We start from the raw sequence: 20477 nt of genomic DNA, 5'->3' as shown, positions 1-20477 counted from the left end.
GACCCCTGCCGCCCAGGGGCAAACAACCACCCAATGAGGCACAGCACATGAGCAAAGCTCGCCCCTTCATCGACACGCTCCGGGATATCGAGGCCGGAGGCCTGCTCGATGAACTCAGCGAAACCCAGCACAGTTTGATCGACGCGATCCGCCAGACCGGCAAGGGCGGAGAACTGACCATCAAGCTGATTTACAAGCCAGAAGGCAGCGGCCAGATGACCATCAAGGCCGACGTCAAAGCGAAAGAGCCGATCTTGGCTCGCGGTACATCGCTGTTCTTCATGACCCCCGAAGGCAATTTGACCCGCCGCGACCCACGTCAGCAGGAATTCCCGCTGCGCAGTGTCGAGGACGAGACAGCGCCGGGCGCATTGCGTCAGGTCAGCCAGTAACACCCGCCCCACCAACCTCTCACCAAATCGTTATCCACTGGAGCACATCCAATGCAACAAGCCTTACAGCATCTGGTCACCCTGGTCCAATCCCTTGGCAAGCCGATCGAGGTCCCGGGCATCGCCGCACCGTTGGCACTCATTCCGGACGGGGTCAACATCGAAAGCCTGGAACACCTGCTGCCAGCCCCTTCGCGCATCAAGCAGAAGCTCACGGTGCTCGATGCAGAGTCGTTCATCAGCTACGTGAACCGCTTTGCCACCCAGGCCACGGCAGTGTTCTGCAATGGCCCCGAAGGCCGTACTTTCACAGCGATCATCGACTATCACGATCCGGCCGCTCCGGCTTGGCGCGAGCACGTTGCGACCTACCGCTGCCCGACCACCGTCGAATGGGGTAACTGGAAGGAAAAAGACCGCAAGCGTATGGACCAGGCCACTTTCGCCGAATTCATCGAAGACAACGTCAAGGACATCACCCACCACCCCGAATACGAGAGCACCCCAAGCGCTGCCGACATGCTGGAAATCAGCCGCACACTGGAAGCGAAGAAGAACATCACGTTCCGCCAAGGCACTCGCCTCGACAACGGCCAGGTGCAACTGACCTACAACGAAGAAATCGACGGGCGCGCCGGCGAAGCTGGCCAGCTGCGTATCCCCGAAGAATTCTTCATTGCTCTCAAGCCATTCCTCGGCGGCGATGCCTTCTGCGTACCCGCCCGCTTCCGCTATCGCATCCAGGAAGGCCGCTTGGTCATGTGGTACGAACTGGTTCGCGCCGACAAGGTGCTCGAGGAAGCCTACAACGCCGTTCGCGACAAGATCGAAGGCGCCATCAACGACGTGCCGCTCTACGAAGCCACGATCTAAATAACTCCCCGCAACACCCCGCCGCCGGCCTCTCACCAAAAATCCCGGCGGTGGGCTCTACCGAGGTACACAGCACATGACCACCATTCAAGTTTGCGCACTGATCGTTCTGATCGTACTTGTTGGCATCACCTATTGGGCGGGCTATCGCGGGGGGCTGATCGACGGGCGAATTGACGGCGTTGAAGATGGCAAAACAATTCAACAAGTCGACCACGCTGAAAAAATGCGAGCTCTAGAGTGCTCGCTGAACGATGCAAGGGTTGCCCATCAGCACCTGCTCACCCGTTACAAGCAGGCACTGGCTGCCTCGAAACTGGATGGAACGGCACACCAAACACTTTTGGATATCGCTGAAAAACTGCGTATCGCAGCGGAGACGTTCAGCGCCTTCCGCACAGGTAAAAAGCTCGAGCGCGATTCTATCGTGCTGCGCGAGCGAGCCCTGGCGATGGCCGCTCTCCTGCAGCCAGTTCACGAATCCGCCAGCAACGCAACCCCACATGGAGTTAAGTAACCGATGGATATTCAAAGTGAAACGCTCGACGAAGACGAACTGGCGACCATCACGGGCTACCAAACTCCTTCTCGGCAGATCCAGTGGCTTACGAATAACCATTGGCAATTCGTGTTGACGGGAGCACGACGCCCGATCGTAGGTCGTGTCTATGCCCGACTGAAACTTGCCGGTGTGAAGCCTAATGCCGCTAACGTGGTAGCTGAAACCTGGACACTCGACCTGGCCAGCGTGAGTTGATCTATGCGCCATAAGAATGCAACTAATCGCGATCTACCACCACGCATGATCCGAAGAGTCCGGAAAAGGAAAAACGGAGATACGTGGGTCGGGTACTACTACAACGGCAGGGATGCGGCGGGTGGTCGTAAAGAGATTCCGCTCGGAGGCGACATCGACCAAGCAAAAATCGAATGGGCCAGGCTCGAGCGCAAGTCCGTGCCCAAGCCTGACCATCTGATGGGGGCATTGTTTGACCGCTACGAAGAGAAGATCATCCCAACCAAAAAACCGCGGACCCAAAAGGACAATCTGAAGGAACTGAAACAGCTCAGAAAATCATTTGAGCAAGCCCCCATCAACTCCATTACGCCACAGATCGTGGCGCAATATCGGGACGCGCGGACCGCGAAAGTCAGAGCCAACAGGGAAATTGCCCTGCTTTCGCACATGTTCACGATCGCTCGTGAATGGGGGCTCACTTCAAACGCAAATCCTTGCTTCGGCGTTCGCCGAAACAAAGAAAAGCCGCGGGACTATTACGCCGGTAAGGCTGTTTGGGATGCGGTTTACGCTGAAGCAGTGCAAGAGCTCAAGGACGCGATGGACTTAGCTTATCTGACCGGGCAACGCCCCGCTGACGTGTTGAAAACCGCCATGACCGACTTGAACAACGGTTTTTTGATGGTTGGCCAAGGCAAAACAGAAAAGCGCCTTCGCATTCGTATTGAGGATGAATCTAACCTGAGTGCATTTATTTCCGGGTTGCTCGAGCGCAGGTCCATGAGCGGCATCAAGACCTCTACCCTGATCACCAATGCTTCGGGGTTGAGAATGAGCCAGCAGATGTTGCGAAACCGTTGGGACGAAGCACGCGAAAAGGCTGCAGTGAAAGCAGCAATTGAAAGAGACCAAACCCTGGCCACTTCGATTCGCCAATTTCAATTCAGGGATATCAGACCCAAAGCCGCCAGTGAAATCGAGTTAGCCCATGCCAGTCGCCTACTGGGGCATTCGAGCGAGGAGATTACAAAGAAGGTTTACCGGCGAGTCGGCGAGATTGTAAAGCCAACGAAATGAACGAGAGAGTGATGACAGCAAGCGCCCTATCGCGGTGACTCCGAATTCAGACCGCTTTATCAGGTGGGGCTGAGGCGACGTGCAAATTGCCTCAAACCAGACAATCCGAACCGGCGAGAATTTCCATAAAAATGCCGCTAAATTTCTAAATTTTGTCAGGATTCGACATTTTAGGTGTGTATAGTGAACGCACCTACCTTAACCCTAGGTCAGGCCGAAGCATTCATGAGCTGGGTCTGAATTTCCGAGAGGTGGCGGGCTGATTAACGCCTGAACGAGTAATCAGAACGTGTCATCTCGCCCGACAGTGACATACGAGCGATCCCCTCCGTCTGATGCGGATCAGGCCTTGCAATTCCCAAACGGCAAGTGCCTGAACAGCATGTGATCAAGATAGGCTCGTGGACCTTCCACTATTTTTCTTTTCGGTTGTGCTCTGGCAACCCTTTGAGGCGAATGAATGCCCGATGTGCCTAGTGACTCCGAGATTGCGCACCACATAGGAATAACTGAAGCAGAAGTGGCACGTTACCGAGTGGACAATTTTCTATTAGGTAATGGAGCATGGCTCATCCATTTTTCCTTCATCATGCCGGCGGAGCTCCGTCTGCGCCTAACTGGAAGCTTTACTTTCACTCTGAGGCCTCCACTCGCCCCTGGAGATGCTCGTAAATCTTCTTGGACCGTAGACAGCTGATCCCCCCGTTCAAGGTCATCCTTGCGGATCCACATCGTGAGCATCCTCGCGCAAGGTAAAAAACAGCGAGCGACCAGCTGTAAGATCAAATGAATCATCGCTCGCGCTCCTAGTCTTCAGCCTGAGGGACATCGGTTTCTCAATGGCGGTGGTTCCCGTCCAGAGCTCAGACGATGGCTTCTATAGAAGAGATCAGGATCGAAACACGTAGACTGCGGGAAGAAATGGATATCGCCACGGTGGAGATGATGACGCTAGTTTCAGCCAAGCGTGTTTCGGGTCCAGAGTGGGACGCTGCATCAACAAAGCAGCATGAAGCCTATGAAAAATGGCATGCATTTATGAATGCCCCTGGGCATCCGGAGCCCCATTGAAGTTAATTGGCTTGATTTGGTGAAGGGCTAGCTTGCTTAAGAGTGATTTCGCGAGAGCGCGCTCGACAGCGCGGCGTCATAGTTCTTGAATGACTGCCACTGGGCGCGCAGCATTTCCGGTCGAACGTCCGATATTGGCCGATTGCAGCCTGTCGCGAAAAGCAGCATTGGTTGGAAATGATCAGTCAAGAGTGGCAGCTACCAGCTATCGGTTCTCACGAACCCAGGCTCAATTGCAACTAGGTCAGAAAAAATTCTGAACACATTCCTCAATGCGGCCTCAACCGTCTATACGGCGAAGACGGCAGGCTCATGCAAACATATAGGATCGAGGCGATTGCGACCGGCTGGGGCCTGTATAGGGCGCGTTCTGTGAGGATCGCAATGGAGGCGAAGACACTCGAAGAGTTGATAGATCTGGCGACGCCTTTGCTTTCCAGAGAAGGGGCGTGCTTAAGAGTCCCGGGCAAGTCGGGTTCGTTTCGAGAAATACGCTTTAAGGCAGTCAGCTCTGCAGTTCAAGAGGATGAGTTATGAATCGCCCGCCAGGTGTTCTAGTTATTGGACGAGAGCTGGCACCATCGTCGACGCCCTAAGTTGGGGTAACCGCGCTCGCGGGTGACCCCCACTATTTCCCAACACATACTAAAAGGTTGACGGAATAAAGACAGCATTAAGTGATCGGAAGTAGCACTTTGAACACTGTACCCTGCTCAACTGTAGACACCACTTCGACTGCTCCGCCATGGGCGGTGACGATCTCTGCCACTATGAATAAACCCAAACCCAGGCCTGCGCTCAACCCTTTCTCTGTCGCCGCATAGTTTGAGTATCGACCCTGGGGATTGAAAAGAAGTGGCATAACACTAGAAGGAATAAGTTCTCCCCGATTTTGAACGGTAAAAATTGAGCAGTTGTTCTTCTGCGACAATGTCACATGGATAGGCTGCTCCGAATCTCCATGCCGAATTGCATTGCTGATCAGATTAGTGAAAACCTGCTCCAGCCGTTTCGGGTCGTACATCCCCGTCACCGCCTCGCTTAAATTCACATTGATCTGCGCATGAGGAAACCACGTACACAGTTCCTCTACGACCGACACGCAAATATTGCCCAGATCAGAGTTTTCCCGATTAATGGGTATGCCACTTCCGAGATTACAGCGGGTCAGATCGAGCAAGTCGCCCACCATCAGATTAGCGCGACGTATGCTCGCGCTAATCTGCGATGCCAGCTTTTTATCCCTATCCGTCAGACTCGCTCTCTCGCGAAGGAGATCGCTCGCCATCATCACAGCTCCCATAGGCGAACGTAAGTCGTGGCCCAACACCCCTAGAACCATTTTCCGCGTGGTATCAACAGCTTTCTCGAAAGTGGCAATTGATTCAACGAGCGCCTGGTCTATGGCTTCATTGAAGCGGATCATGTCCTGAATATCATGCTCATCCTCGACGCGATTTTCTGACAGCCAAAGCCTGAGTACACTCGACCGAAGTGCTCGAAATTCTGAAACCATCTGATCCATAGAAAAGCCTGCCACGAAGCGTGTCATCGCATGCGTCTGTGCGGGTGAATCAGTCACGCTCTGAGGGCCATCACCATGTGACTTGGCAATCTGCTGCCCCTGAGTCTGAAAAGTCTGCATATCCTGAGCAGCGGTCATCAGTATGCGCTCTGCATGATCCCTCAATTCCTCGGCATTCATCGAAGGTATAGGGGTTTCCACAGATCTGGCGAATTTTTCCCAAGCTACCAATATCTGCTCGTTGTGCCGAATAATGAACTCGTGCAGTCTCATCGGTGTCCTCTGATTAGGGTAAGCAAACGGAATCACAACGCCATGACGCGCTCCAAGCCCGGCTCGGTCATAGTCATTTGGGATGCACAGTCGACCAGCAGCATCCCAAAATGTTCACAACCTGCTCGGTCCTCCCAGGAGCCTCATCGTGTTGCGAAATATACTGCTAGTCGAGGACGACGAGTTTTTGCGCGCCATAATGGCAGAAGCTGTGTCCATGCTAGGTCATGTGGTAACTGATCGCCCCAGTGCCGATCAGGCTTTGATAGCGCTGGAGGGATTGTCTCCCTTCTCCATGGTCATTACTGATGTTCGGATGCCAGGCCGGCTTGATGGCTTGGAACTCGCTCAAACAATTTGGTCTCGATGGCCCGAACTGCCCGTCATCATCATGTCTGCAAACACCGTGTTGCCAGCTGATTTTCTTCCCCCTAATGCAACATTCCTCACTAAACCCGTTCATCTCGACACTCTGCAGGACGCAATTGCGGCGCTGATACCGCAAGAAATGTAGCAACGCCCCCCCCAATTTAGTAGACACACGCGACGGCTTGTGGCCGGTTCCTGCCGCTCAAAGCTGGCAGTTTTTGGCCGGATGTCGTACTGAAAGCACACACCTATAACAGTTTTCCTTGAGATCACTTCGTGACGACTACAACAGTTCAACATCTTGAGCAGGCATTGATGGCCCTAATAGTTGCCGCAGGCCAGCGCGGAATGGGTGCGGACGACATTTGCGCGCAAGCAGTCGGCCTACTGATGTCCAGCCGGCCGGGCTCCTGGGTATCACGGGAGAACAGGGATGGGGCGGCCCACGAAATTGATAACGCGTTAACCGCTCTTTCTGTTTCGAAAAAACAGGCTGCCAAAAGCCATTAGTAGCGTATTGCCTTTATAGAGAAAATTCCGCGAAGGGTCTAAAACAGTCTTTTCCGCCCCCCTTCAAGTCTAGGAGGTTACTTGTCTCATACGATAGATCTGCCAGTCACATATCATTACCGTGGTAAAGAGGTTTTTCTGAAGTTCGACTGGGACAAGCCGAATGATGAATCGCCCGTAGCGGCACATGTCCTCGAAGAAGGGAGTGTTGTGGGCTTAGCGAGCACAGTGGCAGATCTGACCGGGCCGTGGAACGACTACCAGTGTGCGTTAACAGAGGCGAAGGTTGCTGCTGAGCGGTGGATTGATAGTCAGATGCCCTCAGTCCTTCCAGCGTAATTACCGGGATCAACTCGACGATCCACAGATCTACTGCGCCTGGCAAAACTTCAGGGCGAATCGCTCAACCGTGCATCCTTCCATCTGAACGTTCTTAGGCAGCAACGTCAGATGGAAGTCCGCAAAAACATAGTCAAGCCCGGCAAGCGGTGTGCGATGTTACTTTCGCCCCGACACCAATAAATGCTCGTTCAGATTTCTAAATTCCGCATTCATTTGGGCACACGCTTTTTCTCCAACAGCTCTATCGGGAAATCCGGTTTTCAATCGCACTTTTTCCCGGTTGTCATAGATATCGAAACCGCTAAATACACTCTGTTCGTAATACTGTCTTTCTACGCGAAACGGCTCACGATCAACTGGGATCGCGGGAACAAGAACGAATCTCTGCAACATTCATCATTCCTCCCTGTAGAGACACTTTAGTATTAGCAGGTAGATATAGACCGCCAGTGCCGCTCAGGCATCTGAAAGGATGCCCCCTACCCTTTAGGTACTGACTCCGCGAGCGCATTTGGCCAGTAGTCGCTAGCCGTCACAGAGAGATAGATCTGCCGAAATGGACACTCTCCCCGCACGGAGAGAAGGCCCCGTCTTTTAGCCTATTTTGTAGTGGGGAGATGCCGACGAGTAGGAAATCAAAGGCGTGGTTGCGGAACTCCCCCCTAAAAATTGCGGAACGCCTCGCTTTTGCGCAGGCATAAAAAAACCCCGTAGACTATTGATCTACAGGGTTTTTAAGAGTGGAGGCCGAGGTCGGAATCGAACCGGCGTAGGCGGATTTGCAATCCGCTGCATAACCATTTTGCTACTCGGCCTCAATGCGTTCGATGTCACTTTACACAACATCGACTGCGTACAAACCTGGAGTAGATTCGATATCTAACTCCTTGAAAACATTGAGCTTTTTCAGCGGCCAGTGCTTTCGATGGCGTGAATTATGGACTGATTTGCCGGGGCTGACAACCCCTTGATTTCAAAAAAAATTCTGTCCGGGCCTGGAACGATTTGCGGCCCTGGCGCCCTGCCCCGTGTACAGCAGGCAAAAAAAATCCCGGGCAGCTGATGGACGCCCGGGATCTAAAAATGCATAAACCGTGGTGGTGAACGCGGGCCGAATGTTACGGTTATTTTCACCATGTAACAATATGTTTTCGCTCACCACATGGTTAAAAATACCGTTAACCCCTTCAATATCCACATGTTTTTCAGGGTGACCCGACGACAGGTGGTCCGTTTACAGGTACCAGCGGTATTCCCTGGCGCTGATTTCCTGCAGAAACGCCAAGTGATCCTGTCGCTTGTTTTCGCAGTAGACCATGAGGAATTCCGCACCCAGCCCCTCCCGCACCGGCTCATGGTTTTGCATGGCCCGTACGGCGTCCAGCATTTCCGTCGGGAAGTCGACGCCGCTACTGCGGTCTTCGTTGAGCGGCTTGATCGGCTCCTGCTGTGCCTCAAGGCCATATTCCATACCGACCAGAATCGCCGCCAGCACCAGGTACGGGTTGGCATCGGCGCCGGACAGGCGGTGTTCGATGCGCAGGTTTTTCGGGTCCGACTCGGGCACGCGCACGCACGCATCGCGATCCTCGAAGCCCCAACTGGCGCGCGTGGCGATGTTGGTGGTGCCGCTCAGGCGCCGCATCGCGTTGTGGTTCGGCGCGAAGATCGGCATGCAGTGCGGGATCAGTTGCAGGCAGCCCGCGATGGCGTGGCGCAACGGCTGTTGGTCATTGGCGGCCAGCAGGTTGTTGCCCGCCTGGTCATACAGGCTCACGTGCACGTGCATGCCGCTGCCGGGATGCTGCAAATAAGGTTTGGACATGAAGCTGGCGCGGTAGTCGTGTTTCATGGCCACGCCACGGGTGCTGCGGCAGAACAGCGCGGCCCAGTCAGCGGCGCGCAGGCCGTCGTCCAGATGACCGAAATTGATTTCGAACTGGCCCGGGCCCAGCTCGGCGGTCACCACTGTGGTGTCGATGCCTTGCGCCCGCGCGGTTTCGACCATGTCGTCGAGCACCGGGGCGAACCGCGTCAGCCGTTCGATGTGCATGTTCGGCTGGTCGTCGGTGTCGTCTGTCGCGCCATCACGGGCGAACTGCGGCAGGCCGTCACGCAACTGGCGATCGAACAGGTAGAACTCCAGCTCGAAGGCCACCACCGGGAAGATGCCTTTGCGTTCGAGCCGCGCCAGCACCTGCGCCAGCACTTCCCGCGGTTCGAAGACGATGGGTTTTTCCGTGTCGCTGGAGGTGATCAGCATCTGGCCTACGGGCTGTTTTTCCCAGTCGACGATTTTCAGCGTGCCGGGCACCAGGCGGCGCGGCGCATCCGGGTCGCCGTCGTTGAAGCAGTAGTCGCCGATCTTGAACAGCCCGCCCTGGGCGCCGAGCAATACACAGTTCTGCGGCAGCTTGAGGGCGCTGCCGGCGGCGACCTTTTCGAGCATGTCGATCGGATAGCGCTTGCCGTAGAAATGCCCGGGGATGTCCAGGGAAATCAGGTCGACGTAACGCACGTCGGGGTAGCGCTGGCGAAACGCGCGCACTTCAGCAACCAGATCAGAGCAGACAGCGTCCATCGTTGTGTTCCTTTGTTTTTATCAGGTGTAGACCCAGAGCACCCGGGTGAGTTGATCGGAGCGATTGCCGTAGCGGCAATGGGCATGGCTGGCGAGCTGGAAGCTGTCCCCGGCCTCGAGGGTGACGGGCTCGGCGTCATCCAGCCACAGCGTCAGTTGCCCTTCGAGTACGTAACCGCCCTGCTCCGAGCTGTCGTTCATGTGTCGCTCGCCACTGCTGGCGCCGGGTTCGAGCAGGCTTTCAAGCATCGAGAACGAGGCACGCATCTTCGGTGAAACCAGGATGTCGGTGATGCCGTCGGCGTAGTACAGCGTGCGGCGCTCGTCCGGACGGGTGACCCACGGCAGCGCCATGGGCTTGGGCAGGCTGTAGAAATAGGTGGTGGGCACGCCGAGGGTTTCGCTGATGGCGGTCAGGTCGGCCACCGTCGGCCGCGAGAGCCCGCGCTCGACCTGCGAGAGAAAACCCACCGAGCGACCGATTTTGTCCGCCAGCTCCTTGAGCGTGTACTTTTTATGTTTGCGCAGGTCCTGGATCAGGATCGCCAGCGCCGAGATTTCTTCTTGCCTGTCCATTCGATCGCTTTCCGGAAAATGTGCGGTTCAGAGGCTGTCGCGCAAGCGATACCAGGCTTTGCCGATGGCTTCCAGCGGCGCGGCCATGTATTTGCCGCCGGGGAAACTGCCGTTGACCAGGCCTTGGTACAAGCCCAGTTCGTCGGGCTGGCCGAGTATCGCGTCAGACACCGCGCGGGCCGCCGCCAAGGTCGGCAGCACGCCATGACCCGAGTAGCCCTGCAGCCAATAGAGGTCGCCACGCCGGCCGATGTCCGGGGTGCGCTTGAGGGTCAGGTCGATGTGCCCGCCCCAGGCGAACTCCAGCTCCACGCCCTTGAGCTGGGGGAACACCCGCTCCAGGAAAGGCCGAGTCGCCGCCGCGATGTCCTTGGGCATGCCGCCCAGGTAAGTGCAGCCGCCACCGAACAGTAGCCGGTGATCGGGGGTGCGACGGAAATAGTCGAGGACGAACTGGTTGTCGGTGACACAGGCATTGCTCGGCAACAGCGCGGTGGCCAGCCCTTGCGAAAGCGGCGCGGTCGCCACCTGATAAGTGCCCACGGGCAGCACGCAGCTCGACAGTTGCGGGTCGAGTCGATCCAGGTAGGCATTGCAGGCCAGCACCAGCACATCGGCGCGAACGCGGCCGCGCTCGGTGGTGACCACGTAGCGCCCGCCTTCTTCGCGATAGTTCAGCGCCTTGCTTTGCTCATGAATGCGCCCGCCCGCGCTTTCGATAGCCGCGGCCAGACCGAGGGCCAGACGCAGCGGATTCAGGTGCCCGCCTTCGGGGTCGTACAAGCCGGCCTGGTAGCGCTCACTGGCGACCCATTGCGGCAACTGTTCACGGGGGATGAACTGCAAACCGTCGTGACCCCACTTGTGGCTGGCCTCATGCTGCCACTCGGTGAGCAGATCGACCCGACGCGGCAGTACCGACGTCCACAGGTGCCCAGCGCGATAGTCACAGTCGAAATCATGTCGCGCCGGCAAGGCACGCAATTCCTGGGCGGCCCAACGCATGCCGTCCCACAAGCGCCGCGCCCGCTCGTAACCCAGCGCGGCCTCCAGTGGCGGCATGTCGCACGACCAACCGAGAATCGCCTGACCACCGTTACGCCCCGATGCCGCCCAGGCCACGCGACTGGCCTCCAGCAGGGTCACACGCTTGCCGGCCAGGGCCAGGCGCAATGCGGTGTGCAAGCCACTGAAACCGGCGCCGATGATCAACACTTCGGTGTCGTGCTCACCTTCCAGAGGGGCACGCTCGACCAGGTGATCAGCGCAGGCGTGGGCGTAATAGCTGGCGACGTGCCGGGTGGATTGTTGGAACATGCGGAGGGCTCATGAAATTTTGTTATTTAAATTTCATGAAAATTTATACGATTAATTTCACACGCACAAGCCACTGTAGGAGCGAGCTTGCTCGCGATAGCGGTTTGTCAACTACATCGATGTTGACTGTTCCACCGCCATCGCGAGCAAGCTCGCTCCTACAGGGGGGGGGGTTGTGATTACGCGATCGGGATCAGCGGATCAGCGGCGGCCCAGGCCGCTTCGCGGTTGGCCGCTGGTGGGTAGATCCACACGGTGTTGATCTGGGTTTTCAGTTCCTTGGCTTCCTGCTTGACCAGTTTGACCTGGCGATCCCAACCCTCGGTGTACACCGCGCCCCAGGCGCCGAGGTCCAGGCACGTCACGTACTTGGGCTGGCTGTAGGGGAAACCGTCCACGCCAAGGATCTGCGCGGCAACGTTATGGCCGGCGTAACGACCCAGCATGATCGCGTGCTGGCAGGTCATCAGGGCGTGGTTGCCGATATCGTCCGAGGCGGCATACGCCACATCGCCCGTGGCGAAGATGTCGTCCTGGCCGATGACTTTCAGATGGCTGTCCACGTGCAGGCGGCCCAGGTGATCACGTTCCGCAGGGATTTGCTCGGTCAGCGAGCTCGCACGCACACCCGTGGTCCAGACCACGGTCTTGGCGTCGATTCGTTCGCCGTCGCTGAGGTTCACACCATTGGCATCCACGGAATCCACCGACGCTTTCAAGTGCCATTTCACACCCGTCGCGATACTGGCTTCCTCGATCGAAACGGCGATTTCCTCGCCCATCGACCCACCGATCCGGCTGCCGCGGTCGACGATGATCACTTCGATATCCGCTTGTTCGCCAAGAATGGAACGCAGGCGTGCGGTCATTTCGGTCGCGGTTTCGATCCCGGTGAAACCACCGCCCGCCACGACGACGGTGTTGCGCGCTTTGCTCTCCGGCAGATTGGCCAGGGATTTGAGGTGGTTTTCCAGGCGTACGGCCTGTTCGATCTGATCAACGTCGAACGCATGCTCGGCCACGCCACTGGTCGACGGGTTGGCCAGGCGACTGCCGGTGGCCAGAACGAGTTTGTCGTAGCTGCACACCTGTTTGGCACCGGATGCATCAATGTAGCCAACGCGTTTTTGCGCAACGTCGATGGTTTCGGCAGAGCCCTTGATGAAGTTCACGCCAACGGCGTCGAGCAGTTCGCCAATCGGCGCCGCCAACTGATGGGCATTGGGCTCATAGAAGCGCGGACGCACCCGCAGCTCGGCCTGTGGGGCCAGGACGGTGACTTCGACGTCGTTGTGACCATGAATGTCGAACAGGCGAGTCGCGCCCAAAGCCGTCCACAAACCACCAAAACCTGCACCGATGACCAGGATGTGCTGTTTCATCTTTAACTCCTCGGGAACGCCGATCAATGAATTATTAGAAGGTCGAAGGTTGCCAGCGCAACCGAACAACTACGACTGTATTGATCCTAGTTATCGAAAGCAATCGGTTTTTATAGATAGTCACTATCAAAACCATCAATGCCCCATGACAGACAGCCATCGAGGATTTAAACGAGCCAGCCGGTCGCCTCACGCGTTGCCTGCCGGGCGTACGACTGGTAAGATTTACGACAACATTAGTCGGAGATTGCTATGTCTCTTTACAGCGCGGGCGTTGAGTACGGCATTCATTGCCTGATTTTTCTGGTAGGCAATTGCGGTGATTCCCGCGAGGCGAGCGTGCGCGACCTGGCGGAACTGCAAGGCGTACCGCAGGATTATCTGGCGAAGATCTTCACCAAACTGGCCAAGGCAAAACTGGTGGAGGCCACTGAAGGCGTACGAGGCGGGTTCAAGCTGGCGCGGCCCTCCGACGAGATCAGCGTGCTGGATATCGTCACGGCCATCGACGGGCAGAAACAGATTTTCGAGTGCCGAGAGATTCGCGGGCGCTGCGCCCTCTTCGATGGCTGCACCCCCGACTGGGCGGTGGCAGGCCACTGTTCGATCCATGCCGTGATGCTGACTGCGCAAAAACGCATGGAAGAAGCCCTCGCCCAGCAGACCATTCTTGATCTGGCCAGGCGAGTGGGACGCAAATCCCCTGCCGAGTTCAATGGCAAGGTGGAGGAGTGGCTCAACGAGCGGCGTGACAAAAAGAGCGGCGGCGCTCAGCTCATCGCGGCGACCGAAGTCGCTGACTGATCATCACAAGCAGTCGCGGACCGCTTCACGCAGCGCGCCGGACTTGGCCCAGGGCGGCCCCTGATACAGCGAAACGCGGCTGCCGTCCTTGTTTTTGACGATATCCAGCGTTTCATCGGCGCTGATCATGCCCGGCGCGGTGATCCGGTATCCATTGGAGATCCCGGTTTGTGTCGTCTTGGAGACTTCCTTCTGCCACGCCGGTAAAACGCAGGCAGCCAGCTCCTTGGGCGGTTTCGCACTGTATTTGCTGAAGTTCGGTTCGCCCGGCACCACGGAGGCCGGCAACGAACACCCCGCCAACATCCCCATCACCATTGCCGTCATCAATGTCCGCATCGCGCATCCTTATCTGAAAAAAGAAAATGTAGCTCTTGGACAGGGGAATAGGGACTAAAATTTCGTAGCCAGAATTTTTGGGAGATCGTCATGTGGCTCAACGAATCCGAAAACGAACTGCGGCGGGATTTGCAAAGCATCGCCTCGGACCTGCGATGGTCAGCGGTCGAGCTGCTGCGCCTGGCTGAACAGCTGCGCCAATCCGGCAACGACGTGGATGCCCAGGCCGTGCATCGGCTGTGTGACCTGTTTCAGGGCGATGAACAACGATTGGCGGGGTACGCCGAGGAAGTGAAGGCGAAGGTAATCAGCCGCAACAAACCGAGCGCCGGCTGATACCTGATACCTGATACCTGTAGGAGCGAGCTTGCTCGCGATGCGTTGTGTCAGGCAATGGTATGTCGGCAGATAGGTCGCATCGCGAGCAAGCTCGCTCCTACAGAGTCACGGGTCACTGATTTTTCTTCGAACGCGCCTTGTACCCCGGCAACGACGCCGCAAACGCCAGCGCCTCTTCCCGGCTGTCAAAGGCCCCCAGCCGGTCGCACTGGGTACAGACCCGCCAAGGGCCGTTGTTCACGCTGACCACGTCATAGCCGTTCATGTGCATCTTGTTCAGCATCGGAACGCTCATAAGCCACCTCCGTTTCTGTCGCGTCTTTCTGAACTGACCCGCCTACCTTACACCCAGTTCCCGCCCCCTTATCGACCAGACGTCGTGTCAGAAATCCAACATTCGATCGCACTTTTCAGCAAAGGCGCACCTCAAAACCCCTACAAGCCCCGGAAAACGGGCCTCGGCCTGGATATTGCATTTTTATTACAAAAACGTGGCTAAGGGCTATCAGGTAACACATGAAAGTACGCGCAACCGTCATTTGCGAGCGGGATCAGCACATTCTTCTGGTGCGCAAGCCCAGGAGTCGCTGGACCCTGCCCGGTGGAAAGGTCGAGTGTGGCGAGACCCACGCCGGGGCGGCCGCGCGTGAACTGCAGGAAGAAACCGGCCTGGCCGTCGATGATGTGCTGTACATGATGCAGCTCGAAGCCGGCAACACCCGACACCACGTGTTCGAGGCGTCGGTGTTGAACTTGGATGAAGCGCGCCCACTGAATGAAATCTTCGACTGCCAGTGGTACCCGCTGAACGCCGTGCAGAACCTGGACACCAGCGAGGCCACGCTGAAAATCGTCAAGGCGTTCCAGCGGCGCCTGTAATTCACCCGAGATCGCCGCCGCCGACCGGCAGGGTCACGCCGGTGATATACGACGCCTCGTCACTGGCCAGAAACAGAATCGCCCCCGCCTGTTCATCCAACGAGCCGTAACGCTTCATCAGGCTGCTGTCCAGGGTCTGGTCGACGATCTGCTGGTACCAGATCTTTTCCTGCGCGCTTTGCTCGGCGCTGTTGCGCGGGATCACCCGTGGCGGCGCTTCGGTGCCGCCCGGCGCCGTGGCATTGACCCGCACCCCGCGCCCGGCGGTTTCGAACGCCAGGCACGCGGTCAACGCATTGACTCCGCCCTTCGCCGCGCCGTACGGCACCCGGTTGACACTGCGGGTGGCGATGGACGACACATTGACGATCGCCCCGCTGCCCTGCTCCAGCATGAACGGCAGCGCCGCGTGGCAACACCACAGGGTGGGGAACAGCGAACGCCGCACCTCGGCCTCGATCTGCGGCGCCTGGTAGTGCTCGAACGGCTTGGCCCAGATGGTGCCGCCGACGTTGTTCACCAGCACATCGAGCCGGCCGAAACGCTCGACGGCGGTTTGCATGACGCGGCTGCATTCCTCGTATTGTTCGAGGTCGGCGGTCAGGGCCAGCACCTGGCACCGGGCGGCCAGTTGCTGTTGCACCTCGAATACCAGATCGGAGCGGTCCACCAGGATCAGGCGGGCGCCTTCTGCGGCCATGCGTTCGGCGACCCGGCGACCGATGCCCTGGGCGGCGCCGGTGATCAACGCGACTTTTTCTTGGAAACGGTTCATGTGTACTCCCACAAACTTCAAATTCGACACGGTCAACTGTGGGAGCGGGCTTGCTCGCGAAAGCGGTGGGTCAGGCGATATCAATGTTGACTGGTCCACCGCTATCGCGAGCATGCTCGCTCCTACAGGGGGTGCGGTGGGTCAGCGACATTGATGTTGACTGGGCCACCGCTTTCGCGAGCAAGCTCGCTCCTACAGGGGGTGCGGTGGGTCAGCGACATTGATGTTGGCTGGTCCACCGCCATCGCGAGCAAGCTCGCTCCTACAGGGGGTTGGGGCGGTTCAGTTACGCCGCGCTGGCCGCGAACTTCTCGTAGTAGAAGTTCGCCGGGGTGATGCCCTGCTCGCCGATGTATTTGCTCACCGCCTCGACCATCGGCGGCGGGCCGCACAGGTAGACGTCGACGTCGCCGTCATTGAGGTGACCGGGTTCGATGTGCTGGGTCACGTAGCCCTTGAGCGGATGCGCACTGTCGGGGCTGGCCACGCAGGTGCTGTAGGTGAAGTTGGGGATGCGCGCGGCGAAGGCTTGCAGGCGATCGAGTTCCACCAGGTCCGAGTCGTGGGTCACGCCGTAGATCAGGTGCAACGGATGAACACTGCCCTGCTCGGCGATTTTCTCCAGCATCGCGGTGAACGGCGCCAGGCCCGTGCCACCGGCCAACAGCAGCAACGGCCGGCGAATGTCGCGCAGGTAAAAGCTGCCCAGGGGGCCGGCCAGGCGCATGTGGTCGCCGGCCTTGGCCATGCCGGTGAGGAAGCTGCTCATCAGGCCGCCCGGTACGTTGCGGATCAGGAAACTCACTTCGCCGTCGCGCTGCAACGAGCTGAACGAGTAGGCGCGGCTCTGTTCGCTGCCGGGTACCCCGAGGTTCACGTACTGCCCCGGCAGGAACGCCAGTTTGCTCAGGGCCTCGCCCTTGATCGACAAAGCGATGGTGCTGTCGGACAACTGGCGCACGGCGCTGATGGTCGCCTCGAAACTGGCCTGGCGAGTGCGGCAGACCTCGGAAGACGTCGGCACCCGCACCACGCAATCGCTCTGCGCGCGCATCTGGCAGGTCAGCACGAAGCCCTTCTCGGCCTCTTCGGCGCTGAGGGCGTCTTCGATGTAGTCCTCGCCCAGGTCATAGCGGCCGGCCTCGGCAAAACACTTGCAGGTGCCGCAGGCGCCGTCGCGGCAGTCCAGCGGAATGTTGATGCCCTGGCGATAGGCGGCATCGGCCACGGTTTCGCCGGCAGCGGCGTCGATGAAACGGGTGACGCCGTCTTCGAAATTCAATGCGATGGAATGAGTCATGACGTCGCCCTCACAAGTGATAAACATCAATGACCTGGCGAACGTAATCGTTCTTCAGGATCACTTTCTTGGCCCTGATCAGCGGGTTTTCGCCGCGCATGTCGAGGGTGTAGAAGCTGCTGCCGAAGTAGCTGTCGACGGTCTTGTAGCGAAAGCTCAGGGTGTGCCAGTTGCAGCGCACCTTGCACAGGCCGTCGGCCTGTTCCAGCAGCTCGATGTTGCTGATGTTGTGCGAGGTGCGGGTGTCCGGCACGCTGGCGCTGGAGCGCTCGGTCTTGATGCGGAAGATGCGGTCTTCAAGGCCGGTGCGGTTGCCGTACCAGATCAGCGAGATTTCCCGCTGCGGGTCTTCGGTCAACTCGTCGTTGTCATCCCAGGATGGCATCCAGAACGTTGCGTCGGCGGCGTACAGTTCCAGCCATTCGTCCCATTGCCGATCATCGAGATAACGGGCTTCGCGGTAGAGAAAATCGCGCACGCTGTCGTAGGAAATGTTCATTGCACATCCTCCACGGCGATCCGTTGCGACTGCTCGGCGGCCAACGCCTTGAGCATGGTCTGCTGCCAGTATTTGTGTTGCAGCACGAACAGTCCTTCGTCCTCGGTGCGCACGCCACTGAGCAGCGGGTGCAGGTCGATTTCCTTCGCCGCCTCGTCGGCGCCTTCGATCCAGTGTTCCGCGCCACGAGACATGTCGTTCCAGGTGGTGACGCTGCCCTGGTAGCTGGTCTGGCAGGAGCGGAATTCTTCCAGATCGTCCGGCGTGGCCATGCCGCTGACGTTGAAGAAGTCCTCGTACTGACGAATGCGGCTGGCCCGGGCATGGTCGCTCTCGCCCTTGGGCGCGATGCAGTAGATGGTGATTTCCGTGCGGTCCACCGAGATCGGCCGGGCGATGCGGATCTGCGAGCTGAACTGGTCCATCAGGTACACGTTGGGGTACAGGCACAGGTTGCGCGAGTTCTCGATCATCCAGTCGGCGCGCGCCTGGCCGAAGTCTTGCGCCAGCTCATCGCGACGCTCGTACAGCGGGCGATCCTCGGGGTTGGCCCAACGGGTCCAGAGCAGCATGTGGCCCTTGTCGAAGGAGTAGAAACCGCCACCCTGCTTGGCCCAGCTGCCGGCGCTCATGGTCGGGTTGCTGTCGCCGGCCTCGCGCTGCTTGCGCTGGTTCTGGGTGGCGGCGTAGTTCCAGTGCACGGAGCTGACGTGGTAACCGTCGGCGCCGTTCTCCGCGGTGAGTTTCCAGTTGCCTTCGTAGATGTAGCTGGAGGAGCCGCGCAGCACTTCCAGGCCATCGGCGGACTGGTCGACGATCATGTCGATGATCTTCGCCGACTCACCGAGGTGCTCCACCAGCGGTGGCACATCGGCCTTGAGGCTGCCGAACAGGAAGCCCCGGTAGGATTCGAAACGCGCGACGCGGGTCAGGTCGTGGGAGCCTTCGCAGTTGAAGCTCGACGGGTAGCCGGCGTTGGCCGGGTCCTTGACCTTGAGCAGCTTGCCGGAGTTGTTGAACGTCCAGCCGTGGAACGGGCAGGTGTAGGAGCTTTTGTTGCCGGACTTGTGCCGGCACAGGGTCGCGCCGCGATGGCTGCAGGCGTTGATGAAGGCATTGAGCACCCCGTCCTTGTTGCGCGCGATGAAGATCGACTGGCGCCCCATCGTGGTGGTGTAGAAATCGTTGACGTTGGGGATCTGGCTTTCGTGCGCCAGGTACAGCCAGTTGCCTTCGAAGATGTGCTGCATCTCCAGGTCGAACAGGCGCGGGTCGGTGAACATCTCGCGCTTGCAGCGATAAACGCCTTGTTCGGGGTCGTCTTCCAGCAAGGCGTGAAGGTATTCGGGTCGCAGGGTCATGGCCGCCGCCTCCATTGTTATTGTTCAGGCAGGGTCATGCTAGGACGGGGCAATGGGGTGGACTATCCGCGGGGTGCAGACCTTTATCCGTTTTGTGCAGGGTCGTTGTTCAACGGCGCTTGAGGGTGTCGGACGGCAATTCGCCGAACTGTTTGCGGTAGCTGTCGGCGAACCGGCCCAGGTGCAGGAAGCCGTAGTCCATCGCCACTTCGGTGACGTTGCGCACGTTGCAGGTCGGGTCACTCAGGCAGGCGTGGATGCGCTCCAGGCGCATTTGGCGGATGTAGTTTTTCGGCGTGGTGGCGGCGTTGCGCTCGAACAGGCCGTACAGCGAACGCACGCTCATGTGCGCCTGGCGTGCCAGCGCTTCGCTGTCGAGGTCGTGCTTCAAGTGCCGGGCGATGTAGTCGGCGATGGCGTCGAAGCTGGCGGTGTGGGCGTCGATGTCGCCGCGGCTGACGTTGGTGCGCATCAGGCCAAGCATCTTGCTGACGATGATCTGCGCGTAGTGCTCTTGCACCCTGGGCATCGGCTGGCTGGCTTCGGCTTCCTGGCAGATCATCGCCAGCAGGCCGACAAACCCTTCCAGTGTGTCGAGCTGGTAGCGGTTCTCGACGAACCGCACGCCCTGCCCCGGATACCGCCAGCGCTGCTCGTCGCACACCGATTCGAGCAGCGCGGTCGGCACTTTGAGGATGAATTTTTCGCAGTCGTCGGAGTACGTCAGGTCCACCGGGTCGTCGGGGTTGATCAACAGCAGCTCGCCCGGGGCGAAATAATGCTCCTGGCCGTGACCGCGCCACAGGCAGTTGCCCCGCAACAGCACTTGCAGGTGATAGACGCTGTCGAGCGCGCCGGAGGTGACCCGCACACTGGCGCCGTAGCTGATGCGGCACAGGTCCAGGCTGGCGAATTTGCGGTGGTTGAGATTGGCCAGCGGCCGCCCGCTGCGGGGCATGAGGATGCAATGGTTGCCGACGTGCTGGTTGACGTAGCCGGACACCGCGTACGGGTCGGCATGGTCGAACACGGCGCTGCGCTGACTGAGTAGTTGCGCTTGCATCATCGGGCACTCTGGTTGTTGTTATGGGGTTGATTCTAGGGCAATGGGGGTGGTGGTGTGTCAGTGGGCTGATCGGTGGCTGATATGGCCT

The 20477-nt window shown here is 58.5% G+C and carries 23 protein-coding genes and 1 tRNA gene; 10 read left to right on the top strand and 14 right to left on the bottom strand.

The annotated features are described in order from the left end of the window. Window positions 1-47: 47 nt before the first annotated feature. The 6 genes from ABVN20_RS29740 (at window position 48) to ABVN20_RS29715 (ending at window position 4152) form a co-directional block, all read left to right on the top strand. Window positions 48-392: a hypothetical protein gene (locus ABVN20_RS29740; protein ID WP_368559370.1), complete on the top strand. Its 345-nt coding sequence runs from the start codon at window positions 48-50 to the stop codon at window positions 390-392. A 51-nt stretch (window positions 393-443) separates the two neighbouring features. After that, the gene (locus ABVN20_RS29735) at window positions 444-1265 is read left to right on the top strand and encodes a YfdQ family protein (protein ID WP_368559369.1); all 822 of its coding nucleotides are present in this window, start codon (window positions 444-446) and stop codon (window positions 1263-1265) included. Window positions 1266-1341: 76 nt separating this feature from the next. Continuing rightward, window positions 1342-1782, top strand: a complete 441-nt coding sequence (locus ABVN20_RS29730; protein ID WP_368559368.1) for a hypothetical protein — start codon at window positions 1342-1344, stop codon at window positions 1780-1782. 3 nt (window positions 1783-1785) lie between these two features. Then, window positions 1786-2022: a DUF4224 domain-containing protein gene (locus tag ABVN20_RS29725; RefSeq protein ID WP_368559367.1), complete on the top strand. Its 237-nt coding sequence runs from the start codon at window positions 1786-1788 to the stop codon at window positions 2020-2022. Window positions 2023-2025: 3 nt separating this feature from the next. Next, window positions 2026-3081 carry a tyrosine-type recombinase/integrase gene (locus ABVN20_RS29720; RefSeq protein ID WP_368559366.1) on the top strand — a complete coding sequence of 352 codons (1056 nt, stop codon included), beginning with the start codon at window positions 2026-2028 and terminating at the stop codon, window positions 3079-3081. A gap of 870 nt (window positions 3082-3951) precedes the next feature. Next, window positions 3952-4152 carry a hypothetical protein gene (locus ABVN20_RS29715; protein WP_368559364.1) on the top strand — a complete coding sequence of 67 codons (201 nt, stop codon included), beginning with the start codon at window positions 3952-3954 and terminating at the stop codon, window positions 4150-4152. Between the two features lie 673 nt (window positions 4153-4825). Here ABVN20_RS29715 and ABVN20_RS29710 read toward each other — a convergent pair. Next, window positions 4826-5950, bottom strand: coding sequence for a sensor histidine kinase (locus ABVN20_RS29710; RefSeq protein ID WP_368559363.1), 1125 nt, complete (start codon window positions 5948-5950; stop codon window positions 4826-4828). A 148-nt stretch (window positions 5951-6098) separates the two neighbouring features. Between ABVN20_RS29710 and ABVN20_RS29705 the strand changes: the two genes are divergently transcribed. Then, window positions 6099-6464, top strand: coding sequence for a response regulator (locus tag ABVN20_RS29705; RefSeq protein ID WP_368559362.1), 366 nt, complete (start codon window positions 6099-6101; stop codon window positions 6462-6464). An 863-nt stretch (window positions 6465-7327) separates the two neighbouring features. Here the strand turns inward: ABVN20_RS29705 and ABVN20_RS29700 are convergent. The 6 genes from ABVN20_RS29700 to ABVN20_RS29675 form a co-directional block, all read right to left on the bottom strand. After that, on the bottom strand, window positions 7328-7564 hold the full coding sequence (locus tag ABVN20_RS29700) for a hypothetical protein (RefSeq protein ID WP_368559360.1): 237 nt from the start codon (window positions 7562-7564) through the stop codon (window positions 7328-7330). Window positions 7565-7912: 348 nt separating this feature from the next. Further along, window positions 7913-7986 (bottom strand) — tRNA-Cys (locus ABVN20_RS29695). A 419-nt stretch (window positions 7987-8405) separates the two neighbouring features. Next, window positions 8406-9752: a glutamine synthetase family protein gene (locus ABVN20_RS29690; protein ID WP_368559359.1), complete on the bottom strand. Its 1347-nt coding sequence runs from the start codon at window positions 9750-9752 to the stop codon at window positions 8406-8408. Window positions 9753-9773: 21 nt separating this feature from the next. Further along, the gene (locus tag ABVN20_RS29685; RefSeq protein WP_368559357.1) at window positions 9774-10328 is read right to left on the bottom strand and encodes a helix-turn-helix domain-containing protein; all 555 of its coding nucleotides are present in this window, start codon (window positions 10326-10328) and stop codon (window positions 9774-9776) included. A 27-nt stretch (window positions 10329-10355) separates the two neighbouring features. Beyond that, on the bottom strand, window positions 10356-11645 hold the full coding sequence (locus tag ABVN20_RS29680; protein ID WP_368559356.1) for an NAD(P)/FAD-dependent oxidoreductase: 1290 nt from the start codon (window positions 11643-11645) through the stop codon (window positions 10356-10358). A 179-nt stretch (window positions 11646-11824) separates the two neighbouring features. Further along, window positions 11825-13027: an NAD(P)/FAD-dependent oxidoreductase gene (locus ABVN20_RS29675; protein WP_368559355.1), complete on the bottom strand. Its 1203-nt coding sequence runs from the start codon at window positions 13025-13027 to the stop codon at window positions 11825-11827. A 252-nt stretch (window positions 13028-13279) separates the two neighbouring features. Between ABVN20_RS29675 and ABVN20_RS29670 the strand changes: the two genes are divergently transcribed. Then, complete coding sequence (locus ABVN20_RS29670; RefSeq protein ID WP_368559354.1) at window positions 13280-13831, top strand: Rrf2 family transcriptional regulator; 552 nt, start codon at window positions 13280-13282, stop codon at window positions 13829-13831. Window positions 13832-13834: 3 nt separating this feature from the next. Here ABVN20_RS29670 and ABVN20_RS29665 read toward each other — a convergent pair whose 3' ends face one another. Next, window positions 13835-14170 (bottom strand): hypothetical protein, encoded by a 336-nt coding sequence (locus tag ABVN20_RS29665; protein WP_368559353.1) that lies wholly within the window; start codon window positions 14168-14170, stop codon window positions 13835-13837. A gap of 90 nt (window positions 14171-14260) precedes the next feature. Here ABVN20_RS29665 and ABVN20_RS29660 point away from each other — a divergent pair, with 90 nt between their 5' ends. Then, a complete protein-coding gene (locus ABVN20_RS29660; RefSeq protein WP_368559352.1) occupies window positions 14261-14506 on the top strand; it encodes a hypothetical protein in 246 nt (81 codons plus the stop codon). Window positions 14507-14621: 115 nt separating this feature from the next. On the opposite strand, the gene ABVN20_RS29655 is transcribed toward ABVN20_RS29660, so the two are convergent. Further along, window positions 14622-14804 (bottom strand): SPOR domain-containing protein, encoded by a 183-nt coding sequence (locus ABVN20_RS29655; RefSeq protein WP_368559351.1) that lies wholly within the window; start codon window positions 14802-14804, stop codon window positions 14622-14624. Between the two features lie 221 nt (window positions 14805-15025). On the opposite strand from ABVN20_RS29655, the gene ABVN20_RS29650 reads away from it, so the two are divergent. Then, a complete protein-coding gene (locus tag ABVN20_RS29650) occupies window positions 15026-15388 on the top strand; it encodes an NUDIX hydrolase (protein ID WP_368559350.1) in 363 nt (120 codons plus the stop codon). A 1-nt stretch (window position 15389) separates the two neighbouring features. Here the strand turns inward: ABVN20_RS29650 and ABVN20_RS29645 are convergent, their stop codons facing one another. From ABVN20_RS29645 to ABVN20_RS29625, 5 genes are all read right to left on the bottom strand, one after another. Further along, window positions 15390-16163, bottom strand: a complete 774-nt coding sequence (locus ABVN20_RS29645) for a 1,6-dihydroxycyclohexa-2,4-diene-1-carboxylate dehydrogenase (RefSeq protein WP_368559348.1) — start codon at window positions 16161-16163, stop codon at window positions 15390-15392. 286 nt (window positions 16164-16449) lie between these two features. Beyond that, window positions 16450-17463, bottom strand: coding sequence for a benzoate 1,2-dioxygenase electron transfer component BenC (benC, locus tag ABVN20_RS29640; protein ID WP_368559347.1), 1014 nt, complete (start codon window positions 17461-17463; stop codon window positions 16450-16452). A gap of 10 nt (window positions 17464-17473) precedes the next feature. Continuing rightward, window positions 17474-17962, bottom strand: coding sequence for a benzoate 1,2-dioxygenase small subunit (benB, locus tag ABVN20_RS29635; RefSeq protein ID WP_368559346.1), 489 nt, complete (start codon window positions 17960-17962; stop codon window positions 17474-17476). Then, window positions 17959-19323 carry a benzoate 1,2-dioxygenase large subunit gene (benA, locus tag ABVN20_RS29630; protein ID WP_368559345.1) on the bottom strand — a complete coding sequence of 455 codons (1365 nt, stop codon included), beginning with the start codon at window positions 19321-19323 and terminating at the stop codon, window positions 17959-17961. Before benA ends, benB begins: the two co-directional genes overlap by 4 nt. Before the next feature lie 109 nt (window positions 19324-19432). Then, a complete protein-coding gene (locus ABVN20_RS29625) occupies window positions 19433-20389 on the bottom strand; it encodes an AraC family transcriptional regulator (protein WP_368559344.1) in 957 nt (318 codons plus the stop codon). Between the last annotated feature and the right edge of the window lie 88 nt (window positions 20390-20477).

The organism is Pseudomonas sp. MYb118 (genome assembly GCF_040947875.1).
Classification (GTDB): domain Bacteria; phylum Pseudomonadota; class Gammaproteobacteria; order Pseudomonadales; family Pseudomonadaceae; genus Aquipseudomonas.
This window is presented reverse-complemented; position numbering and strand designations above follow the sequence as displayed.